The following is a 19111-nucleotide window of genomic DNA, read 5'->3' on the forward strand; positions in this document are numbered from 1 at the left end:
TTGTTATGGATAAAGGGCATTTTCTTATCGATGTAAACTCTGAAGAGATTTTAAACTTAAAAGAAAAAATTAATATTCTGGAAGTTAAAATTAAAGAGATTGAAACTAAATTATTTCCTTTTGAACAAGAGTTACGAAATGCAATAGCTGATTTGTTAATTGAAGAAAGAGAGTTAACAATTTTATATAAAGAACAAAAGAAAGCTAAAAAAGTAAAAAGATTAGAACAAAAACGAAAGGGTAAAAATTATAAAGAATCTACCGGTATTGTTCCTGTTTCCAAAAAAACAGAAGTAGAAAAAGCAAATCTTAAAGAGAAGAAAAGATTGTATAAAGAAGCTATGTTATACGTGCATCCTGATAAATATTCGATGCAAGAAAATGAACAGCAAAAAGCTTTAGAAATAACAAAAAAACTAATTGAGATCTATCAAAACGGAAGTCTTGAAGAGATGCAAGCTTTTCATGCACATATTTTTGGAGGCAATACAACAATGAGTTTTGAAAAAGATAGTTCATTAGTTAAAAAAACAACTAGCAATACTGCCTATCTACTTAATGAGATTGAGCGTTTAGAGAAAAAACTTGCTGATTTATTAGATAGTTATACTTATAAAGTTTTAACGACGTATCAAAATCCTATGTCATTTGTAGAGGAACTAAAAGCGTATTATGATGATAGAATTTTCAAACTTCGAAAGAGAACGAGAACTAAAAAGTAAACCAAAATACTATAAGTAGAGTTATAAATATTTTATTTTCAATAATTATTGAAAGTTTAATAAATTAAATGTATATTTGCCGTATGAAATTAGAAGATGCTAAAATAAAATATATTCAGACTTGGGGTAGTTTAGCTACAAGTTGGGGAATTAACAAAACCATGGCGCAAGTACATGCATTGTTACTATCTTCAACAAAACCATTATCTGCAGATGAAATAATGGAAGCACTTAAAATTTCAAGAGGTAATGTAAATATGAACGTACGCGCTTTAATTGATTGGGGAATTGTTCGTAAAGAAATTATTCCGGGTGAGCGTAAAGAATTCTTTGTGGCAGATAAAGATATTTGGGAATTGTTTAAACAAGTAACCAAAGAAAGAAAGAGAAGAGAAGTAGAGCCTGTTTTGAAAGTGTTAGAAGAGCTGAAAAATGAAGTAAAAGAAGAGTCTGAAGAAGCTGAAGAATTTAAAAAGCTAATGAATGATTTAGCGAATGTAACCAATACTGTAAACGGAATTTTAGATAAGGCTATCAAGGCAGATGAGCATTGGTTACTATCTAACTTAACCAAAATTATAAAAAAGTAAAAAAATTTATCTACAAACTTTCAAAAAATTCTGAAAATATGAAAAATACAATTAAAATATTAACTTATATAAATAGATTTTTAATGTTTTTTACCTGTGGATTGCTCATTTCTTTTTATTTAGCTCTTTACGGAATGTACGCTGAAATTTTATTAGGAGCTTTTCATGTTTTAGCTGCATTGGTTTTGTTGGGGTTTTGGACAAAATTGAACGATATTGAGGTAAAAAGAATAGCTTCTTATGTAACAATGGTTGTGTTATACTTTATACTATGGTATTTGTTTGATATAACAGGAAATGCCGATAGTTTTTTTATACCAATCATTTGGATAATTATCATCCCAATGTCTTTAGCAGGATATTTAACATTTATTCTGGAAAAAATAAAAACTAGATTAACATGATTCAGATTACTTATACACTCTATTTAGTAATTTCTATTGTCATCATATTAATCTTTACGTAATAAACTAAATGAATAAACACCTTAAAACTTATTAAAAATGAAACTAAACTTACAATCACAATGGGCTCAAATTAAAGAACATATAAAAAAAAATAGACGAAAGAATATGTTTGTATCTATAGCATCGGTGAACGCTGATAATGAACCAACAGTAACACCAATAGGTTCGTTATTTCTTAATAATGATGGAACAGGATTTTATTTTGAAAAATTTGCGTCAAAACTAGGTCGTGATGCACTTACTAATAATAAGATATGCATACTTTCTGTAAATAATAGTAAGTGGTTTTGGTTAAAATCCTTATTTAAAGGACGATTCGATTCTTTTCCGGGAATTAAGTTATATGGAGAGTTAGGAGAAAAAAGAGAGGCAACAGAAAAAGAAAAAAGAGCTATGCAAAGACGAGTTCGTAAGGCCAAAGGGTTAAAAGGATATGAATATCTCTGGAAAGAAATGAGTTACATACGTGAAATAGCTTTTACCAAGGCTGAAGCAATTAATCTGGGGCGCATGACGAGAGCATTAAATAATTAAGAAATATTTCATCAATATGAAAAGGATGTATTTTAAAAACCTTGTACCTCATGAAATAGGACAAGTGTATCTTTCGATTCCCAAAATCCTATGGTTATATTCTATGATAATTCCATGTTTTTTAATTAAATGGAATAACATAAATACAACAACAATGGCTTTATCAATTCTTTTAACCATTTTAACAATTTGCTTTGGACATTCAATAGGTTTGCATAGAGGTGTAATTCATAAATCATATACCACTTCTAAAGCATTTCGAAATATTTTATTGTATTTGTTTGTTCTTACAGGCTTTGGAGGTCCGTTAACATGGCTAAAATTTCATTATTATAGAGATCATTGGCAAAATAAAGAAGATTGCCCAAGATATTTTGCCTATAGTCATTCTTTATTAAAGGACTTTGTGTGGAATTTACATTTAGTTTTTAAGCCAATAGAAAGCTCAGTTTATAAGATTCCTAAAGAAGATTTAGAAGATAGATGGCTTTTGTTTCTTGAAAAAACATGGATTTTACACAATATTGTATTCGCAGTAATACTCTATTTATTAACAGATCTAAACTCGATATTAGTTTTATTCTTTCTCAGGGTATCTATATCCATAGTAGCTCATTGGTATATTGGTTATGCGTCTCATAAATTTGGTTATGCTCATTATGAGGTTGTAGGGGCAAAGGAGTCAGGGTTTAATGATGTTTTATTAGGACTAATTTCTTTTGGAGAAGGTTTACATAATAACCATCATGCCTTTCCTAAATCAGCAAAGTTTTCCGCACGATGGTACGAAGTAGATTTTGGTTGGTATGGAATTATTTTATTAGAAAGATGTAAGTTGATAACTAATGTTATTCGATTTAATGAAGGAATTAAGAAAAGAAATGTTATCAAGGAATACGATAAAATTTTTATGAAATTGCCGTTATAGAATTGGGAGAATTGTAAATAAAAGAGAAAAAGAAAAATAAACCTCATAAGTTATCTTAAACTGATGAGGTTTATGAATTGTTAACTATAAATTTTATAAGATGAGTTTTTTAAAAGCAGAATGGAGAAAGTTAGTGATGATAAACTATGAAGTAAACCCGGAAAAATTAAAACCGTATCTTCCTGAAGGAACAGAACTAGATTATTATAATGATACATGTTACATAAGTTTAGTAGGTTTTATGTTTCTGAATACAAAATTATTGGGTTGTAAAATTCCGTTTCATGTTAATTTTGAAGAAGTCAACTTACGATTCTATGTGAAAAGAACAGAGGATAATAAAACAAAGAGGGGAGTAGTATTTATTAAAGAAATTGTACCTAAACCAGCCATAACTTTTGTAGCTAATACAATTTATAAAGAAAATTATCAAACATTAAAAATGCAACATGAATGGAGTAGCGATGAACATACAATAGAAGTAGCTTATCAATGGAAAACGGAGGGTTTTTGGAATAGCATAAAGGTAACAGCACATAATACTTTGAAAGCGATAGAACCTAATTCTGAAATAGAGTTTATTGCAGAACATTATTGGGGATATGCAAAAAATAAAATCCAAACAACTGAGTACGAAGTAAAACACGAAACATGGAAATATTACCCTATTACCAATGTTGATATCCAGGTAGATTTTCAAAAAACATACGGAGCCGATTTTATATTTCTTAACAAGTTAAAGCCGAGTTCTGTTTTCTTACTAGAAGGCTCAGAGATTACAGTTGAAAATAAAAAAACACTTTAATTTTTTACAGTAAATCTTTAGCATACTTAAAAATAGCAGGTAATCCTCCGGTATGCCAAAATAAAACAGTAGCACCTTTGGGTAATTTTTTATTTTCTAAAAAGTCAAGCATTCCGTAAAAAGCCCTACCTGTATAAACCGGATCTAGTAAAATTCCTTCTTTTGTAGCCAATTCTTTAATGGCTATCTGCTCATTTGAAGTAACAACTCCATATCCGGCTTTATCATAACCTTTAACTAATTCAATATCCGTTAATGAGTATGTTTTATCAATTTTAAAGAATTCAGTGCCTTTTTCAACAATTTTTAGAATTACCTCTTCTAATGAATGCCCGTTAGTTTCATCTTTATCAATACTAATAGGAAGTAGTTTTGCTTTTAAATTATGCACATCTAACCCTAAGGTAAGTCCAGCTTGCATTCCTCCGGAGCTTGAAGCAAAAAATATATAATCAACGGTTTTTTGTTGCTCGCGTAATTGGTCTTTAAGTTCTTTAACTGCTTCTACAAAACCATGAGCACCGGTTAAATTAGATCCGCCATAGGGAATAACATAGCACTTTTTACCCTCTTTTTTTAAAACAGTTTTCAGGTTGTCAATATCCTCTCCTTTTCTGTTTGCACCTGTAAAATGAATAGTTGCACCCAATGTAGAAGAAAGCAATAAGTTGCCATCATATACAGAAGGTTTTTCACCTCCTAAAAGCAAGTGACATTGTAAATTGGCAATAGCACAGGCTGCGGCAGTTTGTCTGCAATGATTAGACTGTTGAGCACCTGCTGTAATAATCGTATCACACTTTAAATCGATAGCCTCTTGTATAAGATATTCTAGTTTCCTGGTCTTATTCCCACCCGAAGCTAAGCCGGTATGATCATCTCTTTTAATATAAATAGTATACTCGGGAAATTTTTTAGAGAGTCTTTCTAATTTTTGGAGCGGCGTAGGAAAAAATCCTAAATTAAATTTATGAATATTCATTTTTAGTAAACGGGTAAAATAAAAAAGTTATTTATAAGAACATCATAATAAGATTACTTATTTTTCTTTTGGCTATATTTTATCTTCAGAAGTAGCCAACGTTGTAAATAACTCTTGAAGCTTTTCTTTAGGTTAAAAAATAACTTAGATACTTTCACTTTACAAAGGAGCACATTTTTCTAATTTAAAAACAATGTTTTAAATAATAATGTAAAAAAAAAATGAATCTCGTTTGCTAAAAAATAGAAAATTAAAAATATTATTTTTTACAAGTGTTTAACCCGAATAAAGTATAAAGAGGGCAAAAACTGATTAAACTGGTTAAAACAAAAATAGAAGCAACTACTAGTAAAACAATAGCTAAAGTTCCGGTAATTATATTAGCAAAATAAAGTCCGAAAACTACAAGAGCAATAATAACTCTTATAATCTTATCTGAATTACCCATGTTTTTTTTCATGATATTAGAATTTAGTAAGATGATACTAAATTTAATAAAATAAATATCAGATACCTAGCAATTAAAAGAATAAAACAGATAATTTTTCTTTTATATAAATAAAGTAAAAAACCCTCACAAAACTGACTTCTGAGAGGGTTTAAATAGTTATCAGTAAACATTGCTTACTTACATATTTCGTCTGTATTGACCGCCTACTTCAAATAAAGCTGAAGTAATTTGACCTAACGAACATACTTTGGCAGCTTCCATAAGCTTTTCAAAAATATTTTCATTTTGAACAGCAGCACTTTGAACAGATTTTAATTGCTCAACGACTTCTTGCTTATGAGCTTCATTTAGGTTCTCTTTGGTTTTAATTTGGAATTGTTTTTCCTCTTCTGTTGCACGAATTACTTCTTGCGGAGTTACCGTAGGAGAACCTTTAGAACTTAAGAAGGTGTTTACCCCAATAATAGGGAACTCACCCGTGTGTTTCAATGTTTCGTAGTATAAACTCTCTTCCTGAATTTTAGAACGTTGGTACATGGTTTCCATGGCTCCTAAAACTCCACCACGTTCTGTAATTCTATCAAATTCAGCTAATACAGCTTCTTCTACTAAATCAGTCAATTCTTCAATGATAAATGAACCTTGAATTGGATTTTCATTTTTAGCTAATCCTAATTCTTTATTAATAATTAGCTGAATTGCCATAGCTCTACGTACCGATTCTTCCGTAGGCGTAGTAATCGCTTCATCATACGCATTTGTATGTAATGAATTACAGTTATCGTAAATAGCATACAGCGCCTGTAACGTGGTACGAATATCATTAAAGTCAATTTCCTGAGCATGTAATGAACGTCCCGAAGTTTGAATATGATATTTTAACATCTGAGCTCTTGAGTTTGCTCCGTATTCATATTTTAAAGCTTTAGCCCAAATTTTACGAGCTACACGACCAATTACTGCGTATTCAGGATCAATACCATTAGAAAAGAAGAACGATAAGTTAGGCCCAAACTTATTAATATCCATGCCTCTTGATAAATAGTATTCTACATAGGTAAATCCATTAGCTAACGTTAAGGCCAACTGTGTAATTGGATTTGCACCCGCTTCAGCAATATGATACCCGGAAATAGAAACCGAATAAAAGTTTCTAACATTTTTCTCAATAAAATATTCTTGAACATCCCCCATTAAACGTAAGGCAAATTCCGTAGAAAAAATACAGGTGTTTTGTGCTTGATCTTCTTTTAAAATATCTGCTTGAACAGTACCACGTACTTGTGATAACGTACTCGCTTTAATTTCAGCATATACATCAGCAGGTAAAATTTGATCTCCGGTAACTCCCAATAACAATAAGCCTAAGCCATTATTACCTTCAGGAAGTTCGCCATTATATCTCGGACGCTCTAATCCTTTATTGTCATATAACTCTTTAAGTTTGGCTTCAACCTTTTTCTCTAATTTGTGTTCTTTGATATATTTTTCACAATTCTGATCGATTGCGGCATTCATAAAGAATCCTAATAACATAGGTGCCGGGCCATTGATGGTCATCGAAACCGAAGTCATTGCATGACTTAAATCAAATCCGGAATATAATTTCTTAGCATCATCTAAACAACAGATAGATACCCCTGCATTTCCAATTTTACCGTAAATATCAGGTCTATGCCCAGGATCGTTACCATATAATGTTACTGAATCGAATGCAGTAGATAAACGTTTAGCAGGCATTCCTAAACTCACATAGTGGAAACGACGGTTAGTACGTTCCGGTCCACCTTCACCCGCAAACATACGAGTAGGGTCTTCTCCGGTACGTTTAAACGGATACAATCCTGAGGTATACGGAAATTCTCCGGGAACATTTTCTTGTAAATTCCAACGTAATAAATCTCCCCAAGCTTTATATTTAGGAAGTGCTACTTTTGGAATTTGAGAATGTGAAAGTGATTCACTATGTGTAGCTATATTAATTTCTTTATCTCTAACTTTAAAAGTATAAAGAGGATCTTTGTATTTTTGAACTTTACGATCCCAATTTAAAATGATTTCCCAGTTATACGGATCAAGGTTTAACTTAACTTTGTCAAACTGATCAAAAAGTAATTTTAAAAACTCTTTGTCACTTTTAGCAGTATCTAAAGAAAGGATTTCATCTTGATCAATTCCGTTTTTTGTTAAGAAAGAAGCTTCATTAGCACTTGATACATTAATAACAGACAAAATAGTTTGATACACTCCGTAAAGCTTTTGGGCTACTTTTTCCTGATCATCAACTGTTTTATCATACGCTCTGTTGTTTTCTGAAATTTCAGATAAATAACGTGTTCTACTAGGCGGAATTACAAATATCTTTTCAGACATTTCTTTGGTAATTTCAAATGTAGATTGTAAATCAGCTCCCGTTTTTTCTACAATTTTATCCATAATTGCTTTATATAACGAGTTCATTCCCGGATCGTTAAATTGAGAAGCAATGGTACCAAATACTGGTAATTCACTTTCTGGTGTTTCCCATAAATTATGGTTACGAACAAATTGTTTCTTAACATCACGTAAAGCATCTAACGCACCACGTTTATCAAACTTGTTAATAGCTACTAAATCAGCAAAATCAAGCATGTCAATTTTTTCTAATTGAGTAGCAGCACCAAACTCAGGAGTCATTACATATAATGAAGCATCAGAGTGTTCTATAATTTCGGTATCACTTTGCCCGATACCTGAAGTTTCTAAAATAATTAAATCAAACTCTGCAGCTTTTAAAACTTCAACAGCTTCGTTCACATATTTTGATAAGGCTAAGTTAGACTGACGTGTAGCTAACGAACGCATATATACACGCTCATTATTAATAGCATTCATGCGAATACGGTCACCTAGTAAAGCACCACCGGTTTTTCTTTTTGATGGATCTACAGAAATCAATCCAATCGTTTTGCTTGGAAAATCAATTAAAAAACGACGAACTAATTCGTCAACCAAACTCGATTTACCAGCACCACCAGTACCTGTAATTCCTAGTACAGGCGTTTTAGCATTTTTATTTTTTTCATGAATAGTCTGTAAGGTTTCTTTTGCTACTTCCGGAAAGTTTTCAGCAGAAGAAATAATACGAGCAATACTTCCGTTTTCTTTATTGGCTAGCTTATTAAGCTCTCCATTTAATTGGTCTCCAATAGCAAAATCAGATTGTTGAACTAAATCATTAATCATTCCTTGTAAACCTAATTCACGACCGTCATCAGGTGAGTAAATACGGGTAATTCCATAATCCATTAACTCTTTAATTTCTTCAGGAAGAATTACTCCACCACCGCCACCAAAAATTTTAATATGTCCGGCACCTTTTTCTTGTAAAAGGTCATACATGTATTTAAAATACTCATTATGTCCTCCTTGGTAAGAAGTCATTGCAATGGCATTGGCATCTTCTTGAATTGCACAGTTTACAACTTCTTCAACGCTTCTATCATGTCCTAAGTGAATTACTTCAACTCCGGTAGATTGAATAATTCTTCTCATGATATTTATAGCGGCATCATGCCCATCAAAAAGAGAAGCAGCAGTTACAATTCGTACTTTATGTTTAGGTTTATAGGGAGTTATTTGTTCCATTCGTAAATTAACTTGTATTATAGGAGTGCAATTTACGGAAATCTTAAAAAAAAACGGAATTTTTTAAAAATTATATATAGTTAATAAAAGCCCAAAACTTCCTGTTATTTAAATAGTTGATATTGCCTTCATTTAAGTAGGCTTCTCTTTCAAAACTAAGGTTTTTATAAGCTAGTGCTGTATTTTGATATTTTACAACCTTAATAAGCCATTCTAAACCATAAAAAAGAAAAAAGAAAAAGAATAGCAATTCTTTTTGTTGTTTTAAATGGATTTGTTCATGATTTATAAGAAATACATCTTGCTTTAACTCAGATCTTTTTAAAAAAATAAAAGGATATAAAGCAACTCCTACAAACCCCCTAGGAACTATATATTTTGAAATAAGTATCACGCTTCAAAAGTACTTATATTTCTTAGATGAAAAAAGAGTTGTTTGGCATACTTATTGATTATTTTTAAGGATATTATATTGAAAATAATTTAGTTTTTTTTAAGAATGTAAGTAGAATTATTTCAGTATATTTTGGTTGAAGTTATATTGCTATAATGAGGTAAGCTTAAGAATAAGGAAAAGTAAAACTTCAAAAAATAAAGTGTCTAACAGTTTCTGTAATTTTAGTGAAAATAAAACTAAAAATATCCGAAACCTTATAATTAAAAGTATAATGAAACTATCAAAATTAGTATTCTTACCAATTGTAATGTTACTTATTACATCGTGTAGCTCAGTAAGAGTAGCAACAGATTACGATACAAAAGCAGATTTTTCAAAGTATAGAACGTTTGCTTTTTATAAAACAGGAATAGATAAAGCTCCTATATCTGATTTAGATAAAAAGCGCATTATGAGAGCTATAGAAATGGAGTTAGAAGCTAAAGGAATGACAAAATCTACGTCTCCGGATGTACTGGTAAGTTTGTTTACGAAGTCTAGAGAAAGAGTCAATATAAATGATAATAGTTTTGGAGGATTTTGGTATCCTTGGTATTACGGACCTAATCCTGTATCTGTTTCACAATATACTGAAGGAACTTTATTTATTGATTTGTTAGATGCAGAAAAGAAAGAATTGGTTTGGCAAGGTATTGGAACTGGTGCGTTGAGTATGAGAAACGTAGAAAGAAAAGAAGCAAGTATTAAAGAATTTGTACATAAAATATTAGAACAATACCCTCCGGGAAGTTCAAAAAGATAATGTGTTTTTATATAAGGGGATGAAAGAGGAGTTTCGACATAGTTCTAGCTCCTCTTTCTGTATATACCTATTTCAGATGATATGTTTTTAGTAGGATATTTTGGTTAATTTTTAAAAAGACAATAAAAAAACAGGATTTTTTGTAACAAAAAAGTAAAAAAATCTTCTAATTATAAAATTAGTAAAATCAAACAAACCAATTAATTATGAGATTAGTTATAGAAAATCTAACTAAAACTTACAAAAACGGAGTAAAAGCTATTGATGATTTAAGTTTAACAATAGGAACAGGTATGTTTGGTCTTTTAGGACCTAACGGAGCGGGAAAATCATCATTAATGAGAACTATAGCCACCTTACAAAGTCCGGATTCAGGTAAGATAACTTTTGATGGTATTAACGTGTTGGAAAATTCTATGGAATTTAGAAAAATGCTAGGGTATTTACCACAATCTTTTGGTGTATATCCAAAAATGTCTGCAGAAGATTTGTTAGATTATTTTGCTACTTTAAAAGGAATTGGTTCAAAAACAGATCGAAAGAAAATAATTAAAGAAGTTTTAGAAATAACAAATTTATATGATGTGAGAAAGAAATACGTAGCTGGGTATTCAGGAGGAATGAAGCAACGTTTTGGAATAGCTCAGTTATTATTAAACAATCCTAAATTAATTATTGTAGATGAGCCAACAGCAGGACTAGATCCGGCTGAAAGGCACCGTTTTTTAAATGTTTTACGTGAGGTAGGTACCAATTCAACAGTAATATTTTCAACGCATATTGTTGAAGATGTTAAAGAGTTATGTAATGAAATGGCTATTTTAAATGGTGGCAAAATATTAAAGCATACCACCCCTAAAGAATCAACCAAAGAAATAGAAGGGAAAATTTGGACTAAAGTTATTGAAAGAGATGACTTAGTAGAGCATGAAGCTATGTTTAATATATTGTCTTCTAACTATAACCAAGATAATACGTTAAACATACGTGTGTTTGCAGATGAAAAACCAACAGAAGATTTTAAACAGGCAACACCGCAATTAGACGATGTATATTTTATAGCATTAAAGCAAGACGAACCGGTTTCTGCTTAATTATTTAACGAATTAAACTACAAAATATATGTTTTCTACTATTTTTAAACACGAAATAAATTACTGGTTTAAAAAGCCGGCTTTCTATATATATCTGAGCATATTTTTTATTATCTCTTTATTAATCTCAGCAACCAATGCAGGAATTTTTGATAGCGTAACCGTAACAGTTGGAGGTAGTAAAATTGTGAACTCACCTCTGGGAGTGAATGGTATGTTTAATGGAATAACTCAGCTAATATTCTTTTTGTTTCCATCAATTATTGGAGTTACCATATTTAGAGATTATAAAAGCGAAATGCATTCAATTTTATATTCATATCCTTTCACAAAAGCAAGTTATTTATTTGCAAAATTTTTAAGCGGATTATTAATTGTTACACTTATTGTATTTGTAATAGGAATTGGAATAGTAATAGGTTTTAGGTTACCGGGGACAAATCCTGAAATAGTATCTACTTTTAATTTTGGTTCCTATCTACATGCATATTTAGTATATGTTATACCTAACTCGCTACTATTTGGAGCTATAGTTTTTGCGGTAGTAACCTTTACTAGAAATATAGCGGCAGGTTTTATAACTATTATTATACTAATGTTTATTCAAGGGCTTATGGAAAGTTTGCTCTCTGAAGAAGAAAATCGTTTTATAGCGGCACTTTTAGATCCTTACGGAAATGCTTCTTTAGATTATTATACCAGGTATTGGACATTAGCTGAACAAAATGAATCTGTTTTGCCTTTTAAAGGAGTAATTGTCTATAACCGATTAATTTGGTTAGGAATTTCTGCATTAGTTTTTGGTTTTGTATATAAAAAGTTTTCATTTAGTCAAAATGCAGTTACACTATCATTATTTAAGAAAGATAAAGGAGATAGAGTAATTAAAAAGAATTTTGGAGGTATTACTCGTATTCAGTTACCAACCGTACAATACAATTTTTCATTTTTACAAAACTTAAAAAATACGTGGAAACTTTCTTCTATTGATTTTAAGTATATTGTTAAAGCATTACCTTTTATAGCTATTGTTTTAATAGGAATGATATTAATTTTAATAACCTTATCTGAAACAGGACTTATTTTAGGGACTAAAACATTACCGGTAACTTGGAAAATGCTACAATTTGGTTCAGGGGCTTTTACCTTATCAATTAATATTATAACCTTTTTATATGCCGGAATGTTAGTGCATAGAGGTAAAATGGCTAAAGTAAATCATCTGGTAGATGTAACGCCTACACCAAATTGGGTGTTATGGCTGTCAAAATTAATAGCATTATTAAAAGTTCAATTATTGTTGTTAGCCATAGTAATGGTAGCAGGTGTTATATACCAAACGTATAAAGGTTTTTATCACTATGAACTATCACATTATATGTTTGAGTTGTTTGTACTAGAATTTATACACTATGCAATTTGGGCATTTTTAGCACTGTTTATCCAAACTTTGGTAGGAAATCCTTATGTGGGTTTATTTGTGTTAATAGTTTTAAATTGGGGATTACCATTTTTAACTTTTGCAGGAATCGAGCAAGCTATTTTTAAATATAATCAGGGTCCGAATTTTAATTATTCTGATATGAATGGTTACGGGTCTTCGTTGAAAATTTATTTAATTTATAAGGCGTATTGGGTTTTGGCCGGATTATTTTTGGTGGCTCTTGCTGATTTATTTTGGGTAAGAGGAATACCTAATTCTTTTAAAGAAAGATTGCATATAGTTAAACAACGATTTACTGGTAGTAATGCTGTTATAACCGGTGTTTTATTAGTTGCATTTTTAGGTTTAGGAGGAAGAATTTATTATGAAAATAATATAAAAAATAAAAGAACGTCAAGAAAAGAACGTGAGCTGTTGCAAGTAGAGTGGGAGAAAAAGTACAAAAAGTATGAGCATAAAGCACAACCTAGAATTACAGCGGTGAAAGTGGCTATGAACATCTTTCCAAAAACGTACGATTTTAATTCTTCCGGGACTTATAAAATGGTAAATAAAACGGATGAGGTAATTGATAGCTTGTTTTTAAATCATAATGATTATCCAAGCATTTTTGAGTTTAACAAACCTGTAAACTTGGTGGTTAAAGATACTATTCAAAACTTTAATATTTATCAATTACAAACTCCGTTGCAGCCTGGTGATAGTTTAGAATTGAACTTTACAATTAAAAACAAACCTAATACTTTTTTCAGAAAAAATTCACCGGTTAGAGGTAATGGAACATTTATGAATAGTAGTATGTACCCTTCTTTCGGATATTCAGATGGCGGAGAGCTAACTGATGATAAAACCAGAGAAAAGTACGGATTACCTAAAAATGAATTGCGTCCGCATCCGTCAGACAGTACAGCTCTTGGAAACACCTATATATCTAAAGATAGTGATTGGATAGATTTTGAAACTACGGTAAGTACAGATGAAGATCAAATAGCGATTGCTCCAGGATATTTACAAAAAGAGTGGATTGAAAACGGACGTAAGTATTTTCATTATAAAATGGATAGTAAAATCTTAAATTTCTATGCGTTTAACTCTGCAAAGTATGAAGTAAAGAGAGATACTTGGAATGATGTTAATTTGGAAATTTATTACCAAAAAGGACATGAATATAATTTAGATAGAATGATGAATGGAATTAAAGCATCATTAGATTACAATACGAAGTACTTCAGTCCTTACCAACATAAACAAGTTAGAATTATTGAGTTTCCTAAAACAGGCGGTACATTTGCACAGTCATTTCCTAATACAATTCCGTATTCAGAATCTATAGGATTTATAGCTGATGTGGATGGTGAAGATGAAGGTGTAGATTATCCTTTTGCTGTTACGGTTCATGAATTAGCACATCAATGGTGGGCACATCAGGTAATCGGTGCAGATGTATTGGGAGCTACTATGTTATCTGAAAGTTTGTCTGAATATGTATCATTAAAAGTTTTAGAGCATAAGGCAGGTAAAACGGAAATGCGTAAATTTTTAAAGAAATCATTAGATGGATATTTAACTCAAAGAACCTTAGAACGAAAGAGAGAAAAACCATTAATGTATAACGATGGACAAGGGTATATTCGTTATCAAAAAGGATCGTTAGTATTTTATGCTTTAAGTGATTATATAGGAGAAGAAAAACTGAATGGAGCTTTAAAAGCGTATGTTGAGAAAGTGAAATTTCAAGAAGCTCCTTATACAACTTCTATAGAAATGGTAGATTATATTAAAAAAGCTGTACCTGATAGTTTACAATATACCATAAAAGATATGTTTGAAACAGTTACTTTATACCGAAATAGAATTGTTGATGTATCTTCTAAAGAATTAGGAAATGGTACATATCAGGTTGATATAGAGTTTGACGTAAGTAAGTATAGAAATGATGATAATGGAAAGATATACTATGGAGAACAAAAAGGAGATACAATTTCTTACAGTGATGAAAAGATGAAAAAGCCAATTTTATCTGTTCCTTTAAACGATTATATTGATATTGGTGTTTTTGGAGAAGAAACTGTAAATGGTAAAAAGAAAGAAGTAGAGCTTTATTTAAAGAAGCATAAAATATCACAAATACATAATAAATTGAGTATTATAGTTAATAAGAAACCGGTAGAAGTAGGGGTTGATCCTTATAATAAGCTAATAGATACTAAGTCTGATGACAATAGGAGAAAGCTATAATAGTTCAATTTTATACAAAAAAAATAGAGGTTAAAACAACCTCTATTTTTTTTGTTATAAAATATCTTGAATCCAGTCTTTTAAATCTTTTAAACTTGTGAAAACTACATTAATAGTATAATCTAAAGAATCTAATTCTATTCTAGAATACTTGTCGGGCATTAAAGCCGTGAATTTGCCTTTGGTAGGATGTGTAAAATTATAATGTATACCATTTAAAAGAGAATCATACCCTGCATATTCAAAAGCTAATTTTTTAAGTGTAAAATCTGTAATCATGCTTCAATTTTTTACAAAATAATTAATAACTCATTTTTTTACTTACTAAGTAAGGTTTCTATGTTATGACATTTGTGTTGTACCCAAAATTTTCACAAACTAATTCAAATAACATACCAATTAAAATAGTATTTCGAATTACTAATATAAAATTAGAAAGATTACTTTTTTTGAGGAGTAAATTTAGTTGAAAGCACTAATTTATAAAGATTAATGGGAGAGATTATGAGGTTAAAAGATCTTAGGTTTTAACAAAAAAAAAGCTCTAGAATTAACTAGAGCTTTTTTACTTTTTTTCAGAGGTTATTAAAAACCATCTCCCGGATTTTCAGGACTTGCAGCCTGTGCTTTTTTAGGGTTTAAAAGTAAGTAAGTACCTAAAGCTGTTAAAGCAGTGTATTTACCGTAATTACCTATCTTTTGTAATGCCTCTTTACGAGTTATATCTGTATTATTTTTTATTTGTTTTTTCATTGTTGAATACCTTTAAATTATTTAATAATAACTTTTGTATTTATGTTTCCTAATTCAGAAGTTACCTCAACTAAATACACTCCTGAAGTAACAGATGGAATACTAATAGTTGAAACACCATTAGAGTAAAAATCTTGTTTAGTAACTTTTTGTCCAAGAACTGAATATACAGCGATTGAAGCTTTAGTAGCTTGTAAACCTGCAATTGTTAACTCATTTTTACCTGAATTATAAATGCTTACATTTTCCAAAGTATGAGTAACATGGTCATTACTTAAACTTTTAGCACTGGTGTGTAAATAAAACTGACCTATATTTTTGGTGTTATCTTTTAGTGTTATTGTATAGTTTTCTTTAGATAAATTGGTAAAAGTGTTGTTTACTCGGTCTTCTAAATATACCTGAATACCTGAAGGTAAGTTCATTGTTTTAGCAGAAAATTCAATGGTAGCACCACTAGAAGCTTGTAAACCAACAGGAACTACCATAGTTTCCATACCATTTAAAGGTAATGATTGAATAGCAAAGTTGTTTCCTTTGTTATTACTTACTAATTGCGTAAATAAAGAATATTTGTTAGCTACTCCTGAAAATAAGCTACCATCAAAACCATTATCAAAACCTGTAGTTGTACCATCAATATAATACAATGTAGTATTTTTTGAAATACCATTATTAGTAGCAATTAATTGAACTTCTGTTCTTGAATTTCTTTGGAAAGAGTCTGTTTGATGACTTTGATTAGCCGTGTTAAATGTAACATTAGTGTTAGAACCGGCGCTTACAAAGAATCCTTGACCTGGAGCTATTTGGAAAGCAGCATCAGTTCCAGACATTTTTGTATCATAACTATTAGTTGCTTGATTCCACAACCAAACTGTTTGCTCCGATAAATTAGCAGAGTTATCTGAGAAGAAAGTTCCTAAATTTACAAAAGATGTAAATGGGTTACCAATAAGGTTGAAGTTATTCGTGTTTTGTGTAATAGGATAAGTAACATTACTAGTGTTTACTGTACCTTTAAAGCTAATATCACTTGCTGAATTTAATTTAACAGAAATACCTTGTCCAGAAGCTATACTTCCGGTTGAAGTTGCTGTTTGATAATTCCAAGCACTACCATCATTCGCATACGGAGCTAAACCAATATTGCTACCCGTTCCTGCACCAAATGTATGGTTACTAATTAAATTTTCAAAGGTTTCACCAGTAACAGGAGATGAAACTAAATACCAATTATTGGTTGCTAAGTTTCTTTTGTAAGTTACATTTGCAGTTAATGCAGCATTTGCAATGAATGATGCACCAGATTCTATAGTAACAGAGTTAACTGTGATAGCTGAATTAATTGTAGGGTAGTTTGTTAAACCACTAGGGATTAATACGTCTGAAATAGTTGTAGGAATACCAACTTGCCAGTTACCGGTTGTGTTCCAATTAGAATCAATAGCACCTGTCCAAATTGAACCACTAACTTTACCTGGAGAACCACCGTTAGCAACGCTAGCTTGCCAGTTACTACTTGTAGCTGAGTTATTAATGGTAGCATCTATTATTTCAAAAGAAGCTCCACCACCATCAGTAGCAGATTGATTACTGTCAACATAAAGAACTTCATTAACAATATTGCCACTAGCATTTTTAAGGGTAATTGTCCCTGATGTATTTCCAAGTTTATTAGAACTATTCGTATCCTTAACAACATTATTAGCAACTGCTAAATTGTTAAAATCAGGAGTAAAAGGTGCATCGTTATTAAATGTTCCGTCTCCATTACTTCCTACAGCTATTACTGTATATGTATTGTTAGCTAAGTTAGTTGAACCAGGAAAAACAAATGTATTTCCGTTATATTCTAAAGTCCAGTTTGAAACATCTACGCTGCTACCATTAGCATTGTATAATTCTATCCACTCATCATCTGTACTTGGTGTGTTATACATTATTTCAGAGATTACAATTTTGGGTAAATCATCATCTTGAATAGTAACCGTGTGGCTACTAATACTTAAATCAGCCGTACCAGATGTTACAGCTAAATCTAAAATAATAGTTTCATTATCCATATCAACATCATTATTGATGTCTAATGAAATATTTTGAGTACCATTACCGGTAAAAGTTAATGAGCTAGTATTAAGAGTATAATCTCCAGCTTCAGCAGTACTTGAACCGTTAACAGTAACACTTACTGTTACATTTGATGAATAATTAGAAAAAGTAACAGGGATTAAAGTATTGAAAGTAGAATTTGTTTCATTTTCAGAGCTAGAGCTTGTTTCAAAACCAACAGAAGGACTTGATGTTTCTGAAACACTAAATGAAGAAATAGAATATCCATCTCCACTACCATTTTCACTAAATTCAAAACCTACTTGTATTGTAGAATTTCCTGAAACATCTAAATTATTAATAGAATAATTAACAGGATCTCCGTTAACAGTTGTGCCAATTTCGGTTTCTACTCTTGCTCCCCCATCTAGAATATAAAAGTATTTAAACGTATTATCATTAGCCCCTATATTTGCTCCGATAGCAGAAATGCTAATTACTGAAATAGCAGAAATATCAATAGATTGACTTGTGAAAATTCCTTGACCACCCCAATCATCTGATATTAAAGATCCTCCGCTAACTTTAAAGGAGTTTGCAGATGTGTCAGAAAGAGGTGCTGTATCATAAGATAAGGACCATTGATTTGGAACACTTCCAAAAGGACCGACACTTGCAGGACCAGTAGCTGGTGGAGAAGAGGTAGTATGATCCGCAAAGCCATCACCATCATTTGAAAAATCTGCATTATAAATTACTTGACTAAATGAAATTTGTATAGAACCATATAATAGTAAAAATACAATAAAAAAATAGTTTTGTTTCATAATTATATTAATTAGTAGGAAGCGTAAATCTATTAAAAATCAAACAGAAAAGTTTACTCTGTTAAATATTTTACAATAAAATAATGTTGAAAGAGCTTGATTTTAAAATATCCGGTAAACGTTTTCTCGATGAGGTATTATTTCAACTGAATAGAAAAGATATTTTGAGTCTAATAAGAAAGTTGTTCAAAGCTTAATGAGAAGGATATATACCAAATTTAATAGGAGTGATATTTTATGTATTAGATAACGATTATAAAGAGTTTTATAATTACGAAATAAATTAATCCTTATTTTGTAAATGTTTAAAAAAAGGAGAGATGTGTCGTCCTAAAAAACCATTACAGTTTTTTAGTATGATTAAAGATATAAAATCTCTCAACAAACATGTGTTTGTT

16 protein-coding genes are annotated in these 19111 nt (G+C 30.7%); 9 read left to right on the top strand and 7 right to left on the bottom strand.

What is annotated here, in order from left to right:
* Positions 1–5 precede the first annotated feature (5 nt).
* From ACQY1Q_RS03780 to ACQY1Q_RS03805, 6 genes are all read left to right on the top strand, one after another.
* Positions 6–722 (top strand): hypothetical protein, encoded by a 717-nt coding sequence (locus ACQY1Q_RS03780; protein WP_431003957.1) that lies wholly within the window; start codon positions 6–8, stop codon positions 720–722.
* An 83-nt stretch (positions 723–805) separates the two neighbouring features.
* Complete coding sequence (locus ACQY1Q_RS03785; RefSeq protein ID WP_431003958.1) at positions 806–1312, top strand: GbsR/MarR family transcriptional regulator; 507 nt, start codon at positions 806–808, stop codon at positions 1310–1312.
* 38 nt (positions 1313–1350) lie between these two features.
* Positions 1351–1716 carry a hypothetical protein gene (locus ACQY1Q_RS03790; protein ID WP_431003959.1) on the top strand — a complete coding sequence of 122 codons (366 nt, stop codon included), beginning with the start codon at positions 1351–1353 and terminating at the stop codon, positions 1714–1716.
* 99 nt (positions 1717–1815) lie between these two features.
* Positions 1816–2313: a pyridoxamine 5'-phosphate oxidase family protein gene (locus tag ACQY1Q_RS03795; protein WP_431003960.1), complete on the top strand. Its 498-nt coding sequence runs from the start codon at positions 1816–1818 to the stop codon at positions 2311–2313.
* A gap of 154 nt (positions 2314–2467) precedes the next feature.
* On the top strand, positions 2468–3241 hold the full coding sequence (locus tag ACQY1Q_RS03800) for a fatty acid desaturase (RefSeq protein WP_431003961.1): 774 nt from the start codon (positions 2468–2470) through the stop codon (positions 3239–3241).
* A gap of 100 nt (positions 3242–3341) precedes the next feature.
* A complete protein-coding gene (locus ACQY1Q_RS03805; protein ID WP_431003962.1) occupies positions 3342–4046 on the top strand; it encodes a YqjF family protein in 705 nt (234 codons plus the stop codon).
* A 4-nt stretch (positions 4047–4050) separates the two neighbouring features.
* On the opposite strand, the gene ACQY1Q_RS03810 is transcribed toward ACQY1Q_RS03805, so the two are convergent.
* The 4 genes from ACQY1Q_RS03810 to ACQY1Q_RS03825 form a co-directional block, all read right to left on the bottom strand.
* Positions 4051–5028 (bottom strand): D-cysteine desulfhydrase family protein, encoded by a 978-nt coding sequence (locus ACQY1Q_RS03810; RefSeq protein WP_431003963.1) that lies wholly within the window; start codon positions 5026–5028, stop codon positions 4051–4053.
* Between the two features lie 259 nt (positions 5029–5287).
* Entirely contained in the window at positions 5288–5488 is a 201-nt protein-coding gene (locus tag ACQY1Q_RS03815) for a YgaP family membrane protein (protein WP_431003964.1), read from the bottom strand.
* A 168-nt stretch (positions 5489–5656) separates the two neighbouring features.
* The gene (locus tag ACQY1Q_RS03820) at positions 5657–9106 is read right to left on the bottom strand and encodes a methylmalonyl-CoA mutase family protein (RefSeq protein ID WP_431003965.1); all 3450 of its coding nucleotides are present in this window, start codon (positions 9104–9106) and stop codon (positions 5657–5659) included.
* A 70-nt stretch (positions 9107–9176) separates the two neighbouring features.
* Complete coding sequence (locus tag ACQY1Q_RS03825; RefSeq protein ID WP_431003966.1) at positions 9177–9500, bottom strand: hypothetical protein; 324 nt, start codon at positions 9498–9500, stop codon at positions 9177–9179.
* Between the two features lie 274 nt (positions 9501–9774).
* On the opposite strand from ACQY1Q_RS03825, the gene ACQY1Q_RS03830 reads away from it, so the two are divergent.
* The 3 genes from ACQY1Q_RS03830 to ACQY1Q_RS03840 all read left to right on the top strand — a co-directional run bounded on the left by ACQY1Q_RS03830 (position 9775) and on the right by ACQY1Q_RS03840 (position 15081).
* Entirely contained in the window at positions 9775–10305 is a 531-nt protein-coding gene (locus ACQY1Q_RS03830) for a DUF4136 domain-containing protein (protein ID WP_431003967.1), read from the top strand.
* Positions 10306–10511: 206 nt separating this feature from the next.
* The gene (locus ACQY1Q_RS03835; protein WP_431003968.1) at positions 10512–11399 is read left to right on the top strand and encodes an ABC transporter ATP-binding protein; all 888 of its coding nucleotides are present in this window, start codon (positions 10512–10514) and stop codon (positions 11397–11399) included.
* Positions 11400–11427: 28 nt separating this feature from the next.
* Positions 11428–15081: an ABC transporter permease/M1 family aminopeptidase gene (locus ACQY1Q_RS03840; RefSeq protein WP_431003969.1), complete on the top strand. Its 3654-nt coding sequence runs from the start codon at positions 11428–11430 to the stop codon at positions 15079–15081.
* A gap of 54 nt (positions 15082–15135) precedes the next feature.
* On the opposite strand, the gene ACQY1Q_RS03845 is transcribed toward ACQY1Q_RS03840, so the two are convergent.
* The 3 genes from ACQY1Q_RS03845 to ACQY1Q_RS03855 form a co-directional block, all read right to left on the bottom strand.
* On the bottom strand, positions 15136–15360 hold the full coding sequence (locus ACQY1Q_RS03845; RefSeq protein WP_431003970.1) for a hypothetical protein: 225 nt from the start codon (positions 15358–15360) through the stop codon (positions 15136–15138).
* A gap of 306 nt (positions 15361–15666) precedes the next feature.
* A complete protein-coding gene (locus tag ACQY1Q_RS03850; RefSeq protein WP_431003971.1) occupies positions 15667–15834 on the bottom strand; it encodes a hypothetical protein in 168 nt (55 codons plus the stop codon).
* Between the two features lie 17 nt (positions 15835–15851).
* Positions 15852–18713 (bottom strand): lamin tail domain-containing protein, encoded by a 2862-nt coding sequence (locus tag ACQY1Q_RS03855; RefSeq protein ID WP_431003972.1) that lies wholly within the window; start codon positions 18711–18713, stop codon positions 15852–15854.
* Between the last annotated feature and the right edge of the window lie 398 nt (positions 18714–19111).

This window comes from Tenacibaculum sp. TC6 (assembly GCF_050606265.1).
In the GTDB taxonomy this organism is placed as follows: domain Bacteria; phylum Bacteroidota; class Bacteroidia; order Flavobacteriales; family Flavobacteriaceae; genus Polaribacter.

Bases quoted from the DNA above. Each gene is read 5' to 3' on its own strand.
- ACQY1Q_RS03780 (WP_431003957.1), top strand. From the start codon at position 6: ATGGATAAAGGGCATTTTCTTATCGATGTAAACTCTGAAGAGATTTTA.
- ACQY1Q_RS03785 (WP_431003958.1), top strand. From the start codon at position 806: ATGAAATTAGAAGATGCTAAAATAAAATATATTCAGACTTGGGGTAGT.
- ACQY1Q_RS03790 (WP_431003959.1), top strand. From the start codon at position 1,351: ATGAAAAATACAATTAAAATATTAACTTATATAAATAGATTTTTAATG.
- ACQY1Q_RS03795 (WP_431003960.1), top strand. From the start codon at position 1,816: ATGAAACTAAACTTACAATCACAATGGGCTCAAATTAAAGAACATATA.
- ACQY1Q_RS03800 (WP_431003961.1), top strand. From the start codon at position 2,468: ATGGCTTTATCAATTCTTTTAACCATTTTAACAATTTGCTTTGGACAT.
- ACQY1Q_RS03805 (WP_431003962.1), top strand. From the start codon at position 3,342: ATGAGTTTTTTAAAAGCAGAATGGAGAAAGTTAGTGATGATAAACTAT.
- ACQY1Q_RS03810 (WP_431003963.1), bottom strand. From the start codon at position 5,028: ATGAATATTCATAAATTTAATTTAGGATTTTTTCCTACGCCGCTCCAA.
- ACQY1Q_RS03815 (WP_431003964.1), bottom strand. From the start codon at position 5,488: ATGAAAAAAAACATGGGTAATTCAGATAAGATTATAAGAGTTATTATT.
- ACQY1Q_RS03820 (WP_431003965.1), bottom strand. From the start codon at position 9,106: ATGGAACAAATAACTCCCTATAAACCTAAACATAAAGTACGAATTGTA.
- ACQY1Q_RS03830 (WP_431003967.1), top strand. From the start codon at position 9,775: ATGAAACTATCAAAATTAGTATTCTTACCAATTGTAATGTTACTTATT.
- ACQY1Q_RS03835 (WP_431003968.1), top strand. From the start codon at position 10,512: ATGAGATTAGTTATAGAAAATCTAACTAAAACTTACAAAAACGGAGTA.
- ACQY1Q_RS03840 (WP_431003969.1), top strand. From the start codon at position 11,428: ATGTTTTCTACTATTTTTAAACACGAAATAAATTACTGGTTTAAAAAG.
- ACQY1Q_RS03845 (WP_431003970.1), bottom strand. From the start codon at position 15,360: ATGATTACAGATTTTACACTTAAAAAATTAGCTTTTGAATATGCAGGG.
- ACQY1Q_RS03850 (WP_431003971.1), bottom strand. From the start codon at position 15,834: ATGAAAAAACAAATAAAAAATAATACAGATATAACTCGTAAAGAGGCA.
- ACQY1Q_RS03855 (WP_431003972.1), bottom strand. From the start codon at position 18,713: ATGAAACAAAACTATTTTTTTATTGTATTTTTACTATTATATGGTTCT.